The following is an 18,233-nucleotide window of genomic DNA, read 5'->3' on the forward strand; positions in this document are numbered from 1 at the left end:
TTAATCTGTGGGGTTATCGCAGCCGTGCCACGCACCCGTTCCCACCAATGAGGCAACTGATGAAAACCATACCCGCTCTGCTGATCACCCTGTCGATCGTCGTGCTCCTGCTGGGGTGCGCCACCCGCTATCCCCTGGACATCCCCGAGGAACAATGGGAGGCCATGACAGCGGAGCAACGTTTGCAGGCCCGTCAGCAGCAGGCGGCTCTGGATCAGGCTCGCGCGGAGCAGCGGGCCGCCGAGGCCCGGGCCCGTGAGGAGGAGGCCGCCAGGCAGCGGGCGGAGCTGGAGGTGCGGCGTCAGGAGGCGGGGTTCGGTGAACGGGTTCAATGTGTGCTGAGGGAGGCCGAAGCCTATCTGGGCGGCAGTTGGCGCAGCGTGCAGCCCCTGGCCCTGGATGTGGTGCAGGGCATGGAATGGGGGTTCGAGATGCAGGCCGTGGAAGACGGACGGGTGCGTCGTCGCGGCACGGGGTATGCCCATTTCGATGGCACGCGCCTCACCCTGTGCCCCCGCTCGGGGCAGTATCAGACCCATGCCGCCGCCTGTGCCCAGGTGGTGGGCACCACCAGTGATTACCGCCGGGGGCTGAGTGAGCGGATCGAGGGGCATCGATTCCTGCGCGGGCAATTGCGGTGTGATCTGCACCCTGCCAGTGCGGTGCCACGGCGGCGGAACTGAGCGGCCTGGCCCTCACCCCAACCCCTCTCCCGCGAGCGGGAGAGGGGCTCCTTCCCTGATTTCCCCTTGCTGACTGGCCTTCGGCGGGCGTCCTGTATTGATCTCTCCGTGAAAAGTTCCCGAATGCGTCCCGATAGGGTTTGACAATAGGATTGATTATCAACAACAATAGCGCCACTGCCCTGGAGGTGTCTGGCTGCGGTGGGTGCCCGCCGGGCGCCGGGCGCTGCCAAGACGTCCGCGAGATCATCCGATGAACCAGCACAATCCCAAGCGTCCGGCCAAGCATCCGGCCAAGCATCCGGCGATGCCCGATGCCCTCCGCACGCAGGAGGGAGCCGGCCATTCCGGGTTGTCCTCCGGCGGCAGGGATCTGCTGTCCAGCCAGCGCTTGTTGCAGGGCAGGCGGCAGTTGCAGATCGAGCACATGGGGGAGATCTACACCCTGCGTGTCACCAGTAAGGGAAAACTGATTCTGACGAAATGATCCGCTGTCCGGGGGAGGTGGAAGTCGTGTCCCGGGCAGTGATCACCAAGCAGCCAAACATTTGACAACAACAGAAACGACTGGAGTCTTAACGGTGCAACTCAAAAATACCTCACTGGTCACGGCGGTGGCCGTGGCACTCGGCACGATGGGGAGCGTGAGCACGGCCATGGCTCAGGAAAGGGCATTCCAGCTGCCCCGCATCGATGTCGTCGGACAAACCGAAGCCGAGCGGGCCAGGATTCCAGCCGCGGTGAATGTGTTGACCCAGGAGGATGTGGATCGCATCCAGCCTCGCTCCACCGAGGATCTGCTGCGCAGGGTGCCGGGTGTCTATATCAAGGGCGAGGAAGAGTCTGCGGTAGTGACCAATTTTGGTGTGCGCGGCATCCCCGCCGGCGATTTCAAGACCCTGGTGCTGGAGGACGGTGTGCCGGTCCAGCCCGGGATATTTATCGGTAACTCCAGGTACTACAATCCCCGGGTGCAGCGCATGGAAGGGGTTGAAGTCCTGAAGGGCGCCTCCTCCCTGCGTTATGGACCCAACAATATCGGTGGTGTCATCAACTTCCAGACCAGAATGCCTGAGGATGGTGTGTCCGTCCGCGGCAAGGTGGGCTCCTGGAATACCCAGGAGGTGGTCGCGGAGCTCGGTGGCAGTTCCCCCAGTGGCGATTCCCGCTTCGGCATCATCGCCACCCGCGCCGAAAGTGATGGCTGGATGGATAAGGGCTACACCATGACTGATGTGATGGTCAGGGCAGGCACGGCCATTGGTGAAGACCAGTACATCAGTGCGAAATTTGTCTACTACGACAATGAGGCCAATATCTCGTACCGTGGACTCTTTGAGGATGCCTACAAGGCGGGCAAGACATTCAACCCCGCACCGGATGACTATTATCTCACCAGTCGAACATCGTTTGATGTGAACCATGAATGGCAGATCAACCGGGATGCCGAGTTGAGAACGCTGGTTTATTGGAGCGAGATGGATCGTGGCTATTGGCGGCAAGAGGGTAACGACACCAAGCGGGTTGATGGAGTGACAGTCTGGAATCTTGAAGACACGTTTCGCGGTGCTGTCCGTGAGTTCGAGCGTATCGGTGTCGATTCGCGCTTGACGTTGAATCACGAAGCGTTTGGCATTAATAATGAGGCCGAGTTTGGTATCCGGTACATGGAAGAGGAGATGCTTGATATCGACGCAAGAAAGACTCCTTTTGCATTGCGTTACGACACCACCCATCAATCAGAGTTGAGGGAGGATCGCACCCTCAGTGCCTCCAATGTTGGGCTTTTTGCACAAAACCGTTTTGACGTGACCTCGGACCTCTCCATCACCGCAGGATTGCGCACAGAACGGTATAAGGTAGAGCGAGAGGATAGAAAGCGAGCCGACAATGACGGTTCCTTTTCTGACTCCCATTTCCTTCCGGGTATTGGTGCAACCTATCGGCTGAATCCGTCGGCACAGTTGTTCGGTGGCATTCACCGGGCGATGGCACCCCCGCAGGTAGCCAATGCCCTGGATCCGGATCTCGTTTCGGATCCCGAAAAATCCACCAATATAGAGATCGGAGTTCGTGGCGCCACCGGTTCCATGCGTTACGAAGTCGCTGCCTTTAACATGGATTTCTCGAACTATGTTGAACCCGGCATATCGGCCATCGCCGATCCTAAAGAAGGTGATGCTCGGATCAGAGGCGTAGAGGGTGCTGTCGGGTATGATTTCGGAAATGGATTCATGCTGGACGGTAATTTCACCTGGATCCCGACTGCTGAATTTCGATCCGGTATTCCAGAGAAGGGAGTAGATGCTGGAAACCGACTGTCTTATTCCCCGGAGTGGATGGGTAATCTGACGCTGGCTTATTACACAGGCCCTCTGGAGGCGGCTTTGCTTGTGAACTACACAGGGGAAGTTTATGGCGAGGCCCGCAACCGTAAGGAGATCGATCCTGAGAATCATCGGGATGGACTGCTTTCCAGTTACTACACGGTCGACCTGACTGGGCAGTATGCGGTCAATCAGCAGTTCAGTGTCTTTGGTGCCATCAAGAACCTGACCGATGAGCGTTATATCTCGGGCCTGCGGCAGGGCATCTATGTGGGACCGGAGCGCAGCTTTGAACTCGGCGCGAAGTACCGCTTCTGAGCATTGAATCCAAAGTGCAGGGGGCGGGGGCCAGGCTCTCCGTACCCTAACCTGGATCACTGATCAGGCATAAAAAAACCGGGCCCGCCATTTACTTGGCGGGCCCGGTCTGTTTTGCGTGTCAGTCAATCATGACACGCCTGGGGCGTGCTTACTTGCTGCGCTCCATGGTGCGCTCCATGCGCTGCATCATCTCCCGCAGGCGGGCATTCTCTTCCAGGGCGCGGTCGGCCTTCTGGTTGGCCTCGTTCGCGGTGCGCTGGGCACTGTCGGCACTGGACTGGGCCCCCTCGGCGGTGCGCAGGGCGCGGTCGGCCGTGACACTGGTGTCGTCGATCAACTGCCGATGTTCTTCCATGTTCTGGGTGGTGGCACAGCCGGTGCTCAGCACCAGAGCGAAAGCGGCTGCAGGAACTGCGGCAAATCTGATCATACCTTTACGCATCGTAACCTCCATTACAAAGGATCGTTGTTTTTCGGGGCATGTATGGCTCCAGCCCGGGGGTGCCCCAAGGCGCGGTGGCCATGACTCCATCGGACTGAATTCTGAAAAAATTCACGCCACTTGAGTGTAACAGGTCAAGTGGAATATCAATACTGCCGGGTCATCACTCTTGTAAGTCGTTCACAAAACCGGAAATTCCGCGGTGCATCATTGCTGCGCGAATCCCTGAATGGTTGCACCCTTTTGGTGCGAGCTGATGCTCCAAAGGAATCGATGAGTCCTTTTGAATCAGTGAGTTATGATTTGGCACGCCGGTTGCTCATCCTTGAGTGTCTGGCAAGATATGCATCACCGCCTTGTCGGTCATCTCGTTCACTCCTCCTGCTTGCGGGGTATCTTCGGATACCCCGTTTTTTTGTGGGCGCGTCAGTCCTCGCGTTCCAGGCGGCTGACCGTTGCCACGGGCGAGCCGGCCTCCACCAGCGGATTGCGCCGGATCGAGGTCAACAGGCCGCTCACGGGTGTTTTGAATTCCTTGATGAGGGCACCGGTGCCGCGGTCGTAGAGATAGCCGATGAGATCACCCCCGTGCAGCCAGTGCCCCGGATCCTGCCGGAAGACGAACAGGCCGCGGGCGTCGCTGGTCAGTTCAAAGATCTGGTTGTGGCCGAAGTAGTGCAGATCGTCTTCTTCCTCTGCGAGGCTGATCTCCTGGATCACCTCAGCATGGGTGAGGAAGTTGACCAGGGCACGAAACAGGCGCTCGCACAGGGCCGGCTGCAATTCACCTGCGCGTCCGGCCTTGAGGTAGAGGTTTTCACCGCCGGCCTCCTGCCAGGCGGGCAGCCAGGGAGAGTCGTCGTTCTTGTGTCCCGAGTGCTCAATCACTGCGGCCAGGCCGAACAGGCAGGCAGAGGCGCGTTCGTCGTCGCTGGGGTTCATGAGCGACACCTGGGGCAGGGCATCCATACCGTCCGCCCCGTGCCCCACCTCCACCCGGTAGAAGGCCTGCCGGGTCTGTTGGGCCACGGCTTCGGCCTGATCGGCATCCGGGCAGGGGGCGATGAGGATCCGCTTGCGCAGACGGCCCCGTGCGGATTCACCCGTTTCAAGACTCTTGAGAAAGGCGCTGAGGCGCCCCAGCACGAACTGGCCGTTGATGTTGGCCTCGCCCCCCGGGTTGACCAGTGCCACCCGGGGTCGCCTTTCGGCGGGTCCCAGGTCATGAACCGGGTGGGCGGTTGGGGTGCTTTGATCTGCCATCGGCATCCGATCCTTCTGGGTTGTGTGGCCCTTGGAGCGCTATCCGTTACAATCGCGGGTCTCGATCCCGAGTGCAAGAGTAAGCTGCCATGCCCCTGGGGCCCGTGATGCTGGATCTTGAGGGGACCACCCTCACCGCCGCCGAGCAACGCCTGTTATGCCATCCCATGGCGGGTGGGGTGATCCTGTTCACCCGTAATTTCCAGTCGGTGGAGCAACTCACCGAACTGGTGACCCGGATCCATGCCCTGCGGGATCCGCATCTGCTGGTGGCGGTGGATCATGAGGGGGGCAGGGTACAGCGTTTCCGTGAAGGTTTCACGAAGCTGCCCCCCATGGCCCGCCTGGGTGAAGTGTACGACAGGAACCCCGCTGAGGCACGGCGCAGATCCCGCCTGCTGGGCTGGCTGATGGCCGCGGAGTTGCGCGCCGCGGGTGTGGACTTCAGCTTTGCACCGGTGCTGGATCTGGCCCACGGCTGCAGCGGTGTGATCGGGGATCGCGCCTTTCATCGCTCGCCCCATGTGGTGGCCGATCTGGCCGTGCAGTGGATGCGGGGGATGCGCTCGGCGGGCATGGAGGCAGTGGGCAAGCACTTCCCCGGCCATGGCGGCGTACGCGCCGATTCCCACCTGGAATTGCCGGTGGACGAGCGACCGCAGCGGGATATCCTCACTGATGACATGCTGCCCTTCGAGCGGCTGATCGAGCAGGGCATCGCCGGGCTCATGCCTGCCCATGTGGTGTACTACCGGGCTGATGGGCTGCCGGCGGGGTTCTCGCGCTACTGGTTAAGGGACATATTGCGTGGGCAGCTGCGTTTCCAGGGAGCGATCTTCAGCGATGATCTGAGCATGGCGGCCACCGAGACCTTCGGGGACTACGGCGAGCGGGCGCTCAAGGCCCAGGCTGCCGGTTGCGACATGATGCTGGTATGCAATCATCCCGAGGGTGCGGCCCAGGCGCTGGATGCCCTGGCGGGTCACGAGGCACCTGTGGCCATGGCCAGGCTGGCCAGGATGCACGGTCGGCGGGCGCCGACCTGGGAAGCGCTTCGCAAGGATCCGGACTGGGAGGCCGCCGTGGCCCTGGCGGGGTCCATGGACGACTCGTCAAACATGGAATTGCCGGTGTGACAAGGGCTTGGCTGATCCGTGAATAAGCCGGGCTTATGCATTGGCGGGAGTGGAATAGCCTGCCTATAATGCCGCCTGAACCACCAAAGGAGTTAAGAGAATGGCCGACAAATTACTAATTATCATGGTCAACACCGATCCCAAGAACCCTTCTGAGCTGGGGGCTCCCTTCTTCCAGGCCACCGTGGCAGCGGCCATGGAATATGACGTGGAAGTGGTCATGACCGGCCGTGCCGGGGAGCTGGCCAAGAAGGGGGTGGCCGAGAACCTGTTCGTGCAGGAAGGCAGCCCCAAGTCCGTTTACGATTTCATCAAGGATGCCCACGAGGCGGGCGTTACGTTCAAGGTGTGCACGCCCACGCTGGATCTCTGGGGTGATGATATGATCCCCGAAGTGGACGAGACCGTGGGTGGGGCCTATGTCATCGGCGAGGCCATGGATGATGATACGGTGACTTTCACCTACTGAGTTGTCTTGCGGGTCTCCTCTCTCACCCGGGAGAGGAGATCATGGCTTGATCGATCACTTCACGCAGCAAACACGCAGCAAACACAAAGGGTTGTCATGTCCGTTACCCCGGAGCACGTCGCGCAGGTCTACGCCGAAGCCGATTGTCTGGTCTCGAAGCAACAGGTGGAGGCGGCGATCGACCGCATGGCCGAGGCGATCACCCGGGACATGAAGGATCAGAACCCTTTGCTGCTCTGCGTGATGACTGGTGGGGTGGTCTTCACCGGTCACTTGCTGACCCGCCTGCATTTTCCGCTGCAGGTGGATTATGTGCATGCCACCCGTTATCGAGGCGAACTCAAGGGGGGCGACACCCTGCACTGGATCATGGAACCCCAGATAGAACTCAAGGATCGCACCGTCCTGGTCCTGGACGACATCCTGGATGAGGGCCATACCCTGGCCGGCCTCCTGGAGTATTGCCGTCGGCAGGGGGCCCGCGCGGTTCACAGCGCGGCCCTGGTCCTCAAGCATCATGATCGCCGCGTGCCCGGTCTGGAGGCCGACTACGTGGGTGTGGAAGTGGAAGACCGCTATGTCTTCGGTTATGGCATGGACTACAAGGAATACCTGCGCAACGCCAACGGCATCTACGCCGTGAAAGGATGTTGAGCGGGGTGTCCTGACTGTATCCTCGCCGCCAGCGGGCGGCCCGAATTTTCCCAAAGTACGAGAGATCCATGACTGACAGCACCATTGCCATCATCGGTGGCACCGGCCTGACCTCCCTCAATGGCCTGGAAATCACCCGGCGCGAGGTGATGCACACCCCCTATGGCGAGCCCTCCGGGCCCATCACCCATGGGGTGCTGGCCGGGCGGGAAGTGATGTTCCTGGCACGCCACGGCTATGGGCATACCATCCCCCCGCACCGCATCAACTACCGGGCCAACCTCTGGGCATTGAAGAATGCCGGCATCAGTCGTGTGGTGGCGGTGGCTGCCGTGGGGGGGATCACCGCCGAGATGTATCCGCCCCGGATCGTCTTTCCCGATCAGATCATCGACTACACCTGGTCCCGGGGGCACACCCTGTTCGAGGAAGACCTGAGTCATGTGACCCATGTGGACTTCACCGAGCCCTATTGTTCTGAATTGCGTCAGTGCCTGCTGGCCAGCGCCCGGTCCATCGGGCTCGATGCCCATGATGGCGGGACTTACGCCGCCACTCAGGGCCCACGCCTGGAGACCCGCGCCGAAGTGGACCGACTGGAGCGGGATGGCTGCGACGTGGTGGGCATGACTGGCATGCCCGAGGCGGGCCTGGCCCGGGAACTGGGGCTGGGTTATGCCACCTGCGCCGTGGTGGCCAACTGGGCCGCTGGTCGTGGCGAAGGCGCCGGGGAGATTTCCATGGAGGATGTGGAGAAGAATGTCAGCGAGGCCATGGTGAACGTGCGTCGTCTCCTGGAGGCGGTGATTCCGACCATGTAGGTCCGGTGGGTGTCCCTCAGGGCAGCACGCCCCAGAACGGTTGCACCTGCACCGTTTCGCCCGGCGCCACCTGGTTCTGCTCCATCTCCAGCACAATGAAACAATTGGCCTCGCTCATGGAACTGAGCACGCCGGAGCTCTGGGACGGGGTGGCCCGGACCTGCATCTGCCCCGCCTCATCCCGCTCCAGTACCCCGCGCTGAAACTCGGTCCGCCCCGGACGCTTTTTCAGCGTGCTCTGGCAGATCGCCGGGAACAGCGGGGGCAGCCCGGGTTCGGCAATCCCCATCATCCGTTGCAGCATGGGCTGAACCAGTTGATAAAAGGTGACCACCGCCGAGACCGGATTGCCCGGCAGGCCCACGAAAACGGCCTCCCCCACGCGACCAAAGGCCAGCGGACGCCCGGGCTTGATGGCCACTTTCCAGAAGTCCACCTGGCCCACCTGACCCAGGATGTCGCGGATATAGTCTGCTTCTCCCACCGAGACACCACCGGTGCTGATCACCACATCAGCGCAGGTCGACGCATCCTCGAAGGCCGCCGTCAGGCTCTCGCGGGCATCGGGGATCACCCCCATGTCCAGCACGTCCATGCCCAATGCGGTGAGCATGCCAAAGAGGGTGTGGCGATTGCTGTCGTAGATGCCTCCGGGTGGCAGGGGCTGACCCAGGGGCGTGAGCTCGTCGCCCGTGGAAAAAAAGGCCACTCTCGGGCGGCGACGCACGGTGACTTCCACCAGCCCCAGGGAGGCCAGGAGGCCCAGGCGCGCCGGGGTGATCGCCGCTCCGGTGTCCAGCACCGTCTGACCCTGTTGGACGTCCTCGCCGGCTCGTCGGATGTTCTCGCCGGCACGCGGCCCGGCGGGGATGATGATCTGATCGCTTTCGCGCGTGACCTTCTCCTGCATGATCACGGTGTCGCAGTCTTCCGGCACCATGGCACCGGTCATGATGCGCACGCATTCGCCTGGCCCCACTGAGCCGGTGTAGGGCTTGCCGGCCCAGGCAGTGCCCATCAGTTCCAGTCGCACCGATCCCTGCCCGGGCAGGTCGGCGCCGCGAAGGGCGTAGCCGTCCATGGCGGCGTTGTCGTGGCCGGGCACGGCAATGGGGGCCAGGACCGGCTCGGCCAGCACCCGGTGCAGGGCGGCCCGCAAGCCAAGCCGTTCGTGACCGGTCACCGGGTTCACGGACTCGAGCATCCGTTGCCGGGCCTGGTGCAGCGTCATGGAGTCCGGGTCGTGGTCATCGTGGCAGTGCGAGGCGGCACGGGTGTTGGCTTCAGTCATGGTCTGAACCCCGGGTTGGGTGGTGAGTTTTGAGGCGGTCATCCACCGGTCACGCTCATGTGCCGCAGGATCACCGGCTTGACGCTCAGATCGAAGGCATGTCCCTGCGGCTTGATCTGCATCGCGTCGATGATGGCCTGGGTCAGCGCCCAGGAATCCCCGGGGTGCTCGCGCACCACACGGCGCAGGTCCACCGAGTGCTCCTGGCCCAGACAAAGCAGCAGGCGCCCCTCGGCGGTAAGCCGCACCCGGTTGCAGTCACCACAGAAGTTGTGGCTATGGGGCGAGATGAAGCCCACCCGGGTGGGGCCATCGCCCAGACGGAAATAGCGGGACGGGCCGCCCGTGGATTCGGTGGTGGGGATCAGGGGGTAGTGGGCCTCGATATCGGACCGTACCCGATCGCTGGAATAGAACACCTCAGCCCGGTCGTGATCCGGATTCACGCCCAGGGGCATTTCCTCGATAAAGCTGATATCCATGCCCCGGTCACGACAGAAGTCCACCAGGTCGATGATCTCGTCCTCATTACGGCCCTTGAGGATCACGCTGTTGATCTTGACCCGCTCCATGCCCGCCTCGCGGGCTGCTTCAATGCCATCCAGTACCCTGTGCAGGTCGCCCACCCGGGTGATGCGTCGAAAGCGCTCTGGTCGCAGGCTATCCAGGCTGATATTGATGCGGCGGACGCCTGCGGCCCGCAGCGCCGGGGCGTGACGGGCGAGCTGGGAGCCATTGGTGGTCAGGGTGAGTTCCTCAAGGCCGGGGAGGCTGCCCAGCCCCCGGAACAGCCCGGTCACGCCCCGCCGTATCAGGGGTTCGCCACCGGTGATGCGGATCTTGTCCACTCCCAGCGCCACAAAGGCCTGGGCGATCTGCTGGATCTCTTCCAGGGTGAGTACCTGATTTCGGGGCAGGAACTGCATGTCTTCGCTCATGCAGTACACGCAGCGAAAATCGCAGCGATCGGTAATGGAAATCCGCAGGTAGTTCACGCGGCGTCCAAACCGGTCTACGAGGGCGGGCGGGGGTGTTGGACTCATGAGGCGCGGTCCTCCGGCGGCGTGGGCATCCCGGGTAATTGGCCGGTGGGGAGCGTGGCAGCCAACAGGCGATGCTCTTGGGGTGTATTGATGTTGGTGAAGGCCCGGGCGCAGTGAGAGAAATCGGCCACGGCCGCATGATGGCGCTGGCACCAGATCCAGGCCTTGCGTTCACCGGCGCTGATAAAGGCCTCAAGGTCGGGCAGCAGCGACTGGTGCAACAGGGCGAAGACGGGCTGCGGGCGTTCACCATCATGGGCGATGGCCAGCCTCCCGCCCTGAGCCTGGAGGGCCCGAGACAGTCGTTGCAGCAGGTCATCGGGGAGTTGTGGGCAATCGCAGGGGGTGGTGAGTATCCAGGGTGTGGTGGTGGCGCTCAGCGCCGCGGCGATGCCCGCCAGGGGGCCGGCAAAGCCGGGCTGTGTGTCGGCCACCACGGGGGCACCGAAGCTTGCGTAGGCATCTGCATGGCGATTGGCACTGATGATGAGCCTGTCCACCTGAGGCGAAAGCCTGTCCATGACCCAACGCACCATGGGTTGCCCGGCAAGATCCACCAGGCCCTTGTCGCGCCCGCCCATACGCTCGCCCCGGCCACCGGCCAGGATGACGCCGGTGACGGAGGCTGGAGTGGGCGCTATGGGTGTGGGTTGGGTCATAAGGTTATACCGGAGTGTAACCCGATCCGGCGGGCTTGAGTAACCGCAACCTCATCCTCAGCCGATCAATAACAGCCACAAGGGCAAGGTGATGGCCGCTGCCAGGGTGTGCGTGGCGATCAGGGCGGCCACGATCTGTCCGTCGCCGCCCATGCGCACGGCCAGGATATAGGCCGAGGAGGCCGTGGGCAGGGCGGCCAGCACCAGCGCGGCCGCCAGATAGACGCCACTCACCCCCAGGAGCATGGCGGCGCCCAGGGCGATGGCCGGCACGGCGATGAGCTTGACCACGGTCAGGTAGGCAATGGCCGGGGCATGCCGGCCCACCCCCGCCAGGCGCAGGCCGGCCCCCACGGCAATCAGCCCCAGGGGCAGGGCGGCCTCACCCAGAAAGCCCAGGGTGGTGTCGATCATCGTGGGCAAAGGCCAGCCAGTGATGGACCAGGCCAGACCGGCAAAGGTGGAGAGCACCAGGGGGTTGCGGGACAGCTCCCGCAGCAGGCCGTGGTTGCCATGCCGGGCCAGGGCCCACACGGCACCTACATTGGCCAGGGGTACCATGAAGCCGGTCAGGATGGCGAACACGGCCACACCCTCAGCCCCATGAAGTCCGCCGAGAATGGCAAAGCCGATATACGAGTTGAAACGAAAGGCGCACTGGAAAGCCGAGGCGAATTCACGCTCCCCCAGCCGCATCCATCGCTGCCCCAGATAGCCCAGGGCCATGCCCCCCAGCATGAAGATGAACCCGGTATAGATCATCCCGGCGGCGCTCTGGATCTCCAGCGGATGCCGGGCCAGGGAGCCAAACAACAACGCCGGGAAGAGGATGTAGTAGATCAGCCATTCCAGGTCGGACCAGAAGCCCTGGTTGAAGCCGGCGTGTCGTTTCAGCAGGAAGCCCAGAACGATCAGGGCAAAGGTGGGGATGAGGATCTGCAGTGTGGTCATGAGGCAAGGATATCGGCAATGTACCGCCACGGGGCAGCGGCATGGATCGCCCCTTAGAAACTCACCTCAACCGCCTGATCTCCCGGGGCCTCGATCCCGCGGCGCAGCAGCAGCGTGCCACTCTGACGATAGAGTTCGGTGAGGGCCTGACGATGACGGATGATGGCCTCGGCTTCCTCCAGCTGGCTCTCCAGCAGATCCCGCTGCGCCTGGGACAAGGCCAGGGCTGTGCCGGTGCCCACGCGGAAGCGGGCCTGCTCGCCACGCAGCACCTCTTCCTGAAGCTCCCGGGTGAGTTGCGTGGCCTGGATCTGTTCGCGGGTGCGGTTGGCCTCGAACCAGGCGTTCTGCACATCCAGGGCGGTGAGTTGTTGCAGATTGCCCAGCGCTTCCAGGGCCTGCTGGCGGCTCAGGCCGGCCCGTTCGGCATCGGCCCGGGCGGCCCGGTTGCCGATGGGATATTCCAGTTGCAGGCCCACGCTGTAGTCGTAGCCCGGGCCGTCCACCTCGCGCCAGGCATCGCCGAAGGCGGAGGCATAGCCGCTCTGGCCCAGGGTGACGAACAGATCCAGGCGCGGCAGCAGGCCCTGGCGGGTGCGGATCAGTTCCAGTTCGCCGCGCTGTACGCGCAGGCGCGCTTCATTGAGTGCAGGGCGCAATTCACGGGCCAGTTGCATATGGTCGCCCACCGGTTCCAGAGCGGGTACCTGTGGGTCAGGTGCGTCCAGGGGGGTGACCTGGGTGCCCCAATGGGCCACGGACGGGTTGATGAGCTGCAACAGGCGGATGCGGGTCTGAGCCCGCTGCGAGCGCGCATCGATCAGGCCCTGACGGCGCAGGGCCTCCTCGGCACGGGCGGAGATCTCCTCGCTCTCGGGCCGATCACCCACGCGGATGCGCTGACGGGTTTCTTCCAGTTGCTGACTCGCCACCGCCAGGGATTCTTCGAAGATCTGGGTGCGGCGACTGGCCAGGACGTAGTCCCAGTAGGCGGTTTCCACATCGGCCACCAGGGATTCGGTAAAGCCCCGGAACTCGTACAGGGAACTCTGTGTGTCCACCCGGGCCTGCCTCAGACTGGCCAGGTTGGAATCGATGCGGGCGCCGCGCAGCAGGGCCTGGGTGAGAGTGAGGCCGGCACGGGAGGTGAATTGCTCGTCGGTTCGTGTCGACTCACTGCGCACGGTGCGCAGGGAAAGCTCGATGTCGGTGCCGGTGGGCAGGCTCTGACGCAGTCCGGCTTCGGCACGATCCCGCTGGGAGCGGGTGACCTGATCGGGTATCTGGGCCTGATCGAACTGCCGCACCGTCTCATCCTCGGACAGGCTCATCTCCGCGAACAGCACCGGATCGAACACCGCCCGTTCCACCGCCTCGAAGGTGCCCGTGATCAGCGGCTGCAATTGCTCCATGGCCAGGGAGCGATTGTTCTGCAGGGCCATGAAGACGGCGTTTTCCACCGACAACTCCAACTGCCCGGATGACACCTGCCCCGGATCGGGGGACCAGGCCGCTGGCGCACCGGGCTCGGGGGCTCCTTCGGGAAGCGTATGGGGCGCCGGACCCCAGGCATCCAGGCGTTCCTCCAGCCAGGGCGGGGTGGGCAGATCATCGGCCTGAGCCTGGGTGGCAGGCAGCAACATCAGACCGGAGAGGGCCAGGGCCAGAAGGGTGGGGCGCAGGGTTCGGTTTGGGGACATCATGTCGACCTGATCGGGTTGGCAGCGGGAGCCCCCGCATCTTCTCGATGGAACAGCGTGTAGAGCACCGGCATCAGTAGCAGCGTGATCAGGGTGGAACTGAACAACCCGCCGATCACCGCCCGCGCCATGGGCGCCTGGGCCTCGCCACCCTCACCGATGCCGATGGCCAGGGGGATCAAGGCCAGGATGGTGGTCAGCGAGGTCATCAAAATGGGTCGCAGGCGCCGGCGGGCGGCCTCACGCACGGCAGCATGGGGCGTCATACCCTGGTTGCGATGCAGTCTGGCGCTCTGGTCCACCAGCAGGATGGCGTTATTGACCGAGATGCCCACCAGCATGATGATACCAATCAGGGACTGGGCGTTCAGGGTGGTGCCCGTGGCCAGCAGCATCGCCACCACGCCGATCAGGGCCAGGGGCACGGAGAACATCACGATGAAAGGATCCCGCAGGGATTCATACAGGCTGGCCATCACCATGTACACCAGGGCCACGGCCATGAGCAGAGCCAGACCCAGCTCCGCGAATGCCCGTTGCTGTTCCTCCACGTCCCCCCCGAAGGTGATGTCCACGTTGCGGGGCAGGGGCATATCCGCCAGTTCGGCCCGCACGTCGGCGACGATGGAACCCAGGTCCCGACCGGCCGTATTGGCAAACACCTCGTTGATGCGCTGCTGTTCCTTGCGTTCGATCTGCAAGGGGGCGATCGACGGCTCCAGGTCCACCAGGTGGCGCAGGCTCACCGGCTCGCCGTCGCGGCCAGGCACGGTGATATTGAGCACCTCCTGAAGGGTCATGTGCTCGGCATCCCGCAGTTGTACCCAGATGCGGGTCTCCGTGCTGCGATCCCTGAACTGACCGGCGCTACCGCCGCTCAGGGCAGTCTCCAGGGTGCGGGCCACCTGGGAAACGCTCACGCCCAGGTCGGCGGCGCGGGTGCGGTTGATGCGCACCAGCTGTTGTTCGCGGCCTTCCTCGCGACCCAGTCGCACGTCGGTGATGCCTTCGATCCGCGCCAGTCGCGTCTCCAGTTCGGCGGCCACCTGATCGATGGTTTCCAGGTCGAATCCGCGTACCTCCAGGCTCAGGCTCTCGTCATTACCCCCGCCGCCGATACGGCCCATCATCATGCCGCGGCTGGGGCGCACCCGAATGGTGGCGCCGGGCATGTCGCCCAGCTGGCGGCGCAGGTCGGCCGCGATCTGGTCGGTGCTGCGGCTGCGCTGATCCTGGGGCACCAGGGAGATACGCAGCGAGGCAGTGGAAGGCGAGGTGGAACGGAATGTGGAGCCCCCCACGCTGGTGACCAGGTTCTCCACCTCCGGAACATGCGTTTTCAGGACATCTTCCATGCGGCGTACGGCCTGGTCCAGGATCTCCAGACGGGTGCCGGGCTCCATCTCGATGCTGACCCGCAGTTCCCCCTCATCGGTGGCGGGCATGAATTCGGTGCCCAGGCGCGGGATGAGGGCCAATGCCAGCACGAACAGGCTCAGTGCCAGCACGATCACCGTCCAGCGATGGGCCAGCACGGCATCCAGAAGTCGCAGATAACCCGTTTCCACGCGCCGGACGATGCCACCGGCCATGGCGGCGGCACGTTGGGTCAGCGGGTTGCCCGGGCGTTCGCTCACCGTGCCCTTGCGCCCCATGAGCATGGGTACCAGGGTCAGGGCCACCAGCAAGGAGCAGAACAGGGCGAAGGCCACCACGAAGGCCAGCTGCTTGAACAGCACGCCGGCCATCTCCTGGGCAAAGAACATGGGCAGGAAGATGGCCAGGGTGGTCAGGGTACTGGCGGTGATGGCCGCGGCCACATCGGATGTACCTTCGGTGGCGGCCTGTGCGGCGGGCAGTCCGTCCTCGGTGCGGCGTCGGGCGATGTTTTCGATCACCACGATGGCATTATCCACCATCAGGCCAACCCCCAGGGCCAGACCGCCGAGGGTCATCAGGTTGAGGGTGAAGCCGCCGAAGTAGATCAGGCCGAAGGTGGCGATCACCGAGACCGGGATGGCCGTGGCGGCCACCAGGGTGAAACGCAGATGGCGCAGGAAGAACAGCAGTACCAGAACGGCCAGACTGCCGCCATAGAGGATGGAGCGGCCCACGTTGGCGATGGAGCGTTCAATGAAGCGGGAGCTGTCGATGGCCGCGACGATATCGAGCTGAGGATTCTCCCGGTTGAGGCGCGCGATCTCTGCGCGCACCGCTTCGGCCACCTGCACGGTATTGGCATCGGCCTGCTTGCGCACGGCCAGGCGCACCCCGGGGGTGTCGTTGATGCGGATCAGGCGGGTGATGCGCTGGTGGGTGTCCCGTACCTGAGCCACCTGATGCAGGAAGATGGGAGAGCCCTCCCGGGTGGCGACGACGGTACCGCGGACCTGATCCAGAGTCTCGAACTCCCCGGGAACCTGCAGGCGCAGGTCCATGCGGCCTCGCACGATCTCGCCCGCCGGCACCGTGACATTGGCCTCACGCAGTGCCTGACGGATATCCTCCAGGCCCAGTTGCAGGGATTGCAGCCTGTCCTGATCCACTTCCACCCGGATCTCCCGTTCCAGGCCGCCCCAGACGTCCACGGCCGCCACGCCGGGCACCCGCTCCAGGCGGGTGCGGATACGGTCATCGATGAGTTGGCGCAATTCGATGGGGTCCAGCTCGGCGGCCACGCCGATGAGCATCACCGGCAGGTCCGAACTGTCGAAGCGACGCACCCTGGGTCGGTCGGCCTCCTCGGGAAGGGCATTGACGATACGATCAAGCCGGTCGCGCACCTCGTTGGTGGCGTCGTCCAGGTTGGTGCCCCAGGTAAAGGAGATCCTGACGGTGCTGGAACCCTCGGATGAGGTGGATGTGACTTCCTCCACGCCAGGGACGGCCGAGACGGCTTCCTCCACGGGGCGGGTGATCAGTTGTTCAATTTCCTCCGGGCCGGCATTTTCGTAGGTGGTCATCACCGAAATGGTGGGAAAGGTGATGTCCGGCATCAGATCGATGGGCAGGCGGAAAAGGGACATGAGCCCCAGGGTGACCACGATGGCCGTCACCATGGAGGTGAATATGGGGCGAGGGACGGTAAAGCGAGCGGGATTCATCAGCGCGCGCCCTCGGCACGGGCCTCGCCCTCGTCGGCAATACGCAACCGCACACCGTCACTGAGCAGGTGCTGTCCCAGGGTGACCACCCGACCACTGATCTCGGGTTCGGTGATTTGCACCTTCCCGGCTTCCTCAATGCCGGTGCTCACGGCCACGAACCGGGCAATGGGGCCATTGTCCGCTTCTTCCACCTGGAAGACGCCGCGCTGGCCGTCCCGTTCGAGCACCGCATCAATGGGCACCACGGTCACATCTTCCACAGTGCGGGTGCTGATCCTGGCCTCCACGAACATGCCCGGGCGCAGGCGTTGGTCGAGGTTGGGCACCTGGATTTCCACCCGAGCCTGGCGGGAAGCCTCACGGAACTCGGGAGCGACGCGGATCACCTCACCTTCAAAGGTCTCGCCGGGATGAGCGACGGTGGAAAGCTGGGCCGACTGGCCGGGCGCCAGGCGGGCGTAATCCCGCTCGGTGACAAATACCCGGGCCCGCAGGGGTTGCAGATTCACCAGCGCCAGGATGGGGGTGTTGGCCTGCAGGATGCTGCCCTGATCCACCATGCGGTCGGCCACCAGCCACTGGCCTTCACCGTTATCCAGTTCCGCCTGAATACGGGTGAAGTCCAGACGGATCTGGGCATTGCGCAGGGCCGCCTGGCGCTGGGCGATCTGGGAACGGGCCAGGGTGACACCCGCCTGGCGGGCCTCCACGTCGGTTTCCGCCGATTCCAGTTCGGACTGGGAGGCCACCCGCTGTTCGCGCAGGTCCCGGGTGCGGTCCAGGGCGCGCTGTGCCGAGGTCAGCGCCGCCTGGGCCTCGATCAGGTTGGCATTGGATACCGCCAGTTCGGCACGGGCCTGCTCCAGGTCCTGCTGGAATTCGTCATCGTCCAGTTCTGCCAGCAAATGTCCCGGCTCCACCTGATCGCCAATGTCCACATGCAGGCGCTTCAGACGCCCGGCCACGCGTGTGGCCACTTCCACCCGGTGAGCAGCCACCAGGGAGCCGGTGAAGAACGCACGGTCCGTCAGATCTGCGCGCGTGACGGTATCCACGCTCACGGCCACGGCGCCCTGGCCGGCACCCGGGCCCGGCCCGGTGTCTGAATCGGATCCGGTTCCCCACCAGATGAGCACCGCCACCAGGATCAATACCGGGGCGATCAGGATCGGGAGTCGTTTCATCGGGTCTTGTCCATGGCCGGAAGGGCGGGGTCGTGTGGGCTTGAACGGTGGCTGATTCAGGCCAGGGATGCCACGCCGGGTGGCAGCCGCAAAGGCCTGGATGAGGGGTAAACGCATGACGCTGTCATGCGTTGACAGCGGATTCGCCGACAGGGTAGTTGCGGTGATCTGCCCTGCGGATA

At 63.7% G+C, this 18,233-nt stretch carries 16 protein-coding genes; 7 read left to right on the forward strand and 9 right to left on the reverse strand.

Annotated features, from left to right (window positions below; translation table 11 throughout):
• Window positions 1–59: 59 nt before the first annotated feature.
• The 3 genes from LPW30_RS08180 (at window position 60) to LPW30_RS08190 (ending at window position 3,328) form a co-directional block, all read left to right on the forward strand.
• Window positions 60–683: a hypothetical protein gene (locus LPW30_RS08180; protein WP_239680587.1), complete on the forward strand. Its 624-nt coding sequence runs from the start codon at window positions 60–62 to the stop codon at window positions 681–683.
• Window positions 684–936: 253 nt separating this feature from the next.
• Window positions 937–1,170, forward strand: a complete 234-nt coding sequence (locus LPW30_RS08185; protein ID WP_239680588.1) for a hemin uptake protein HemP — start codon at window positions 937–939, stop codon at window positions 1,168–1,170.
• 94 nt (window positions 1,171–1,264) lie between these two features.
• Entirely contained in the window at window positions 1,265–3,328 is a 2,064-nt protein-coding gene (locus tag LPW30_RS08190) for a TonB-dependent receptor family protein (RefSeq protein ID WP_239680589.1), read from the forward strand.
• Between the two features lie 151 nt (window positions 3,329–3,479).
• On the opposite strand, the gene LPW30_RS08195 is transcribed toward LPW30_RS08190, so the two are convergent.
• Both LPW30_RS08195 and LPW30_RS08200 read right to left on the reverse strand, forming a co-directional pair.
• Window positions 3,480–3,773: an Lpp/OprI family alanine-zipper lipoprotein gene (locus LPW30_RS08195; protein WP_239680590.1), complete on the reverse strand. Its 294-nt coding sequence runs from the start codon at window positions 3,771–3,773 to the stop codon at window positions 3,480–3,482.
• 426 nt (window positions 3,774–4,199) lie between these two features.
• Window positions 4,200–5,036: a succinylglutamate desuccinylase/aspartoacylase family protein gene (locus LPW30_RS08200; RefSeq protein WP_238624861.1), complete on the reverse strand. Its 837-nt coding sequence runs from the start codon at window positions 5,034–5,036 to the stop codon at window positions 4,200–4,202.
• Between the two features lie 89 nt (window positions 5,037–5,125).
• Between LPW30_RS08200 and nagZ the strand changes: the two genes are divergently transcribed.
• The 4 genes from nagZ (at window position 5,126) to LPW30_RS08220 (ending at window position 8,116) form a co-directional block, all read left to right on the forward strand.
• Window positions 5,126–6,172 (forward strand): beta-N-acetylhexosaminidase, encoded by a 1,047-nt coding sequence (nagZ, locus tag LPW30_RS08205; RefSeq protein ID WP_239680591.1) that lies wholly within the window; start codon window positions 5,126–5,128, stop codon window positions 6,170–6,172.
• Between the two features lie 100 nt (window positions 6,173–6,272).
• Window positions 6,273–6,641: a DsrE family protein gene (locus LPW30_RS08210; protein ID WP_025281846.1), complete on the forward strand. Its 369-nt coding sequence runs from the start codon at window positions 6,273–6,275 to the stop codon at window positions 6,639–6,641.
• Between the two features lie 96 nt (window positions 6,642–6,737).
• Window positions 6,738–7,295 (forward strand): hypoxanthine-guanine phosphoribosyltransferase, encoded by a 558-nt coding sequence (locus LPW30_RS08215; protein ID WP_238624863.1) that lies wholly within the window; start codon window positions 6,738–6,740, stop codon window positions 7,293–7,295.
• 68 nt (window positions 7,296–7,363) lie between these two features.
• Entirely contained in the window at window positions 7,364–8,116 is a 753-nt protein-coding gene (locus LPW30_RS08220; protein WP_025281844.1) for an S-methyl-5'-thioinosine phosphorylase, read from the forward strand.
• Window positions 8,117–8,132: 16 nt separating this feature from the next.
• Here the strand turns inward: LPW30_RS08220 and moeA are convergent, their stop codons facing one another.
• The 7 genes from moeA to LPW30_RS08255 are packed head-to-tail and all read right to left on the reverse strand — an operon-like array spanning window position 8,133 to window position 18,051.
• Window positions 8,133–9,407: a molybdopterin molybdotransferase MoeA gene (moeA, locus tag LPW30_RS08225; protein ID WP_239680592.1), complete on the reverse strand. Its 1,275-nt coding sequence runs from the start codon at window positions 9,405–9,407 to the stop codon at window positions 8,133–8,135.
• Between the two features lie 38 nt (window positions 9,408–9,445).
• Window positions 9,446–10,450 carry a GTP 3',8-cyclase MoaA gene (moaA, locus tag LPW30_RS08230; protein WP_239680593.1) on the reverse strand — a complete coding sequence of 335 codons (1,005 nt, stop codon included), beginning with the start codon at window positions 10,448–10,450 and terminating at the stop codon, window positions 9,446–9,448.
• Entirely contained in the window at window positions 10,447–11,109 is a 663-nt protein-coding gene (gene mobA / locus LPW30_RS08235) for a molybdenum cofactor guanylyltransferase MobA (RefSeq protein WP_025281841.1), read from the reverse strand. The genes moaA and mobA overlap by 4 nt, the downstream gene beginning before the upstream one ends.
• Before the next feature lie 57 nt (window positions 11,110–11,166).
• The gene (locus LPW30_RS08240; RefSeq protein ID WP_239680594.1) at window positions 11,167–12,060 is read right to left on the reverse strand and encodes an AEC family transporter; all 894 of its coding nucleotides are present in this window, start codon (window positions 12,058–12,060) and stop codon (window positions 11,167–11,169) included.
• Between the two features lie 53 nt (window positions 12,061–12,113).
• On the reverse strand, window positions 12,114–13,763 hold the full coding sequence (locus LPW30_RS08245; RefSeq protein ID WP_239680595.1) for a TolC family protein: 1,650 nt from the start codon (window positions 13,761–13,763) through the stop codon (window positions 12,114–12,116).
• Entirely contained in the window at window positions 13,760–16,864 is a 3,105-nt protein-coding gene (locus tag LPW30_RS08250) for an efflux RND transporter permease subunit (RefSeq protein WP_239680596.1), read from the reverse strand. Before LPW30_RS08250 ends, LPW30_RS08245 begins: the two co-directional genes overlap by 4 nt.
• A complete protein-coding gene (locus LPW30_RS08255; protein ID WP_239680597.1) occupies window positions 16,864–18,051 on the reverse strand; it encodes an efflux RND transporter periplasmic adaptor subunit in 1,188 nt (395 codons plus the stop codon). Before LPW30_RS08255 ends, LPW30_RS08250 begins: the two co-directional genes overlap by 1 nt.
• Between the last annotated feature and the right edge of the window lie 182 nt (window positions 18,052–18,233).

It is taken from the genome of Ectothiorhodospira variabilis, assembly GCF_022227625.1.
Lineage (GTDB): Bacteria > Pseudomonadota > Gammaproteobacteria > Ectothiorhodospirales > Ectothiorhodospiraceae > Ectothiorhodospira > Ectothiorhodospira haloalkaliphila.

What these genes read in the sequence shown, in the direction of transcription:
- LPW30_RS08180 (WP_239680587.1), top strand. Translation starts at nt 60, where the DNA reads ATGAAAACCATACCCGCTCTGCTGATCACCCTGTCGATCGTCGTGCTC.
- LPW30_RS08185 (WP_239680588.1), top strand. Translation starts at nt 937, where the DNA reads ATGAACCAGCACAATCCCAAGCGTCCGGCCAAGCATCCGGCCAAGCAT.
- LPW30_RS08195 (WP_239680590.1), bottom strand. Translation starts at nt 3,773, where the DNA reads ATGCGTAAAGGTATGATCAGATTTGCCGCAGTTCCTGCAGCCGCTTTC.
- LPW30_RS08200 (WP_238624861.1), bottom strand. Translation starts at nt 5,036, where the DNA reads ATGGCAGATCAAAGCACCCCAACCGCCCACCCGGTTCATGACCTGGGA.
- nagZ (WP_239680591.1), top strand. Translation starts at nt 5,126, where the DNA reads ATGCCCCTGGGGCCCGTGATGCTGGATCTTGAGGGGACCACCCTCACC.
- LPW30_RS08210 (WP_025281846.1), top strand. Translation starts at nt 6,273, where the DNA reads ATGGCCGACAAATTACTAATTATCATGGTCAACACCGATCCCAAGAAC.
- LPW30_RS08215 (WP_238624863.1), top strand. Translation starts at nt 6,738, where the DNA reads ATGTCCGTTACCCCGGAGCACGTCGCGCAGGTCTACGCCGAAGCCGAT.
- LPW30_RS08220 (WP_025281844.1), top strand. Translation starts at nt 7,364, where the DNA reads ATGACTGACAGCACCATTGCCATCATCGGTGGCACCGGCCTGACCTCC.
- moeA (WP_239680592.1), bottom strand. Translation starts at nt 9,407, where the DNA reads ATGACTGAAGCCAACACCCGTGCCGCCTCGCACTGCCACGATGACCAC.
- moaA (WP_239680593.1), bottom strand. Translation starts at nt 10,450, where the DNA reads ATGAGTCCAACACCCCCGCCCGCCCTCGTAGACCGGTTTGGACGCCGC.
- mobA (WP_025281841.1), bottom strand. Translation starts at nt 11,109, where the DNA reads ATGACCCAACCCACACCCATAGCGCCCACTCCAGCCTCCGTCACCGGC.
- LPW30_RS08240 (WP_239680594.1), bottom strand. Translation starts at nt 12,060, where the DNA reads ATGACCACACTGCAGATCCTCATCCCCACCTTTGCCCTGATCGTTCTG.
- LPW30_RS08245 (WP_239680595.1), bottom strand. Translation starts at nt 13,763, where the DNA reads ATGATGTCCCCAAACCGAACCCTGCGCCCCACCCTTCTGGCCCTGGCC.
- LPW30_RS08250 (WP_239680596.1), bottom strand. Translation starts at nt 16,864, where the DNA reads ATGAATCCCGCTCGCTTTACCGTCCCTCGCCCCATATTCACCTCCATG.
- LPW30_RS08255 (WP_239680597.1), bottom strand. Translation starts at nt 18,051, where the DNA reads ATGAAACGACTCCCGATCCTGATCGCCCCGGTATTGATCCTGGTGGCG.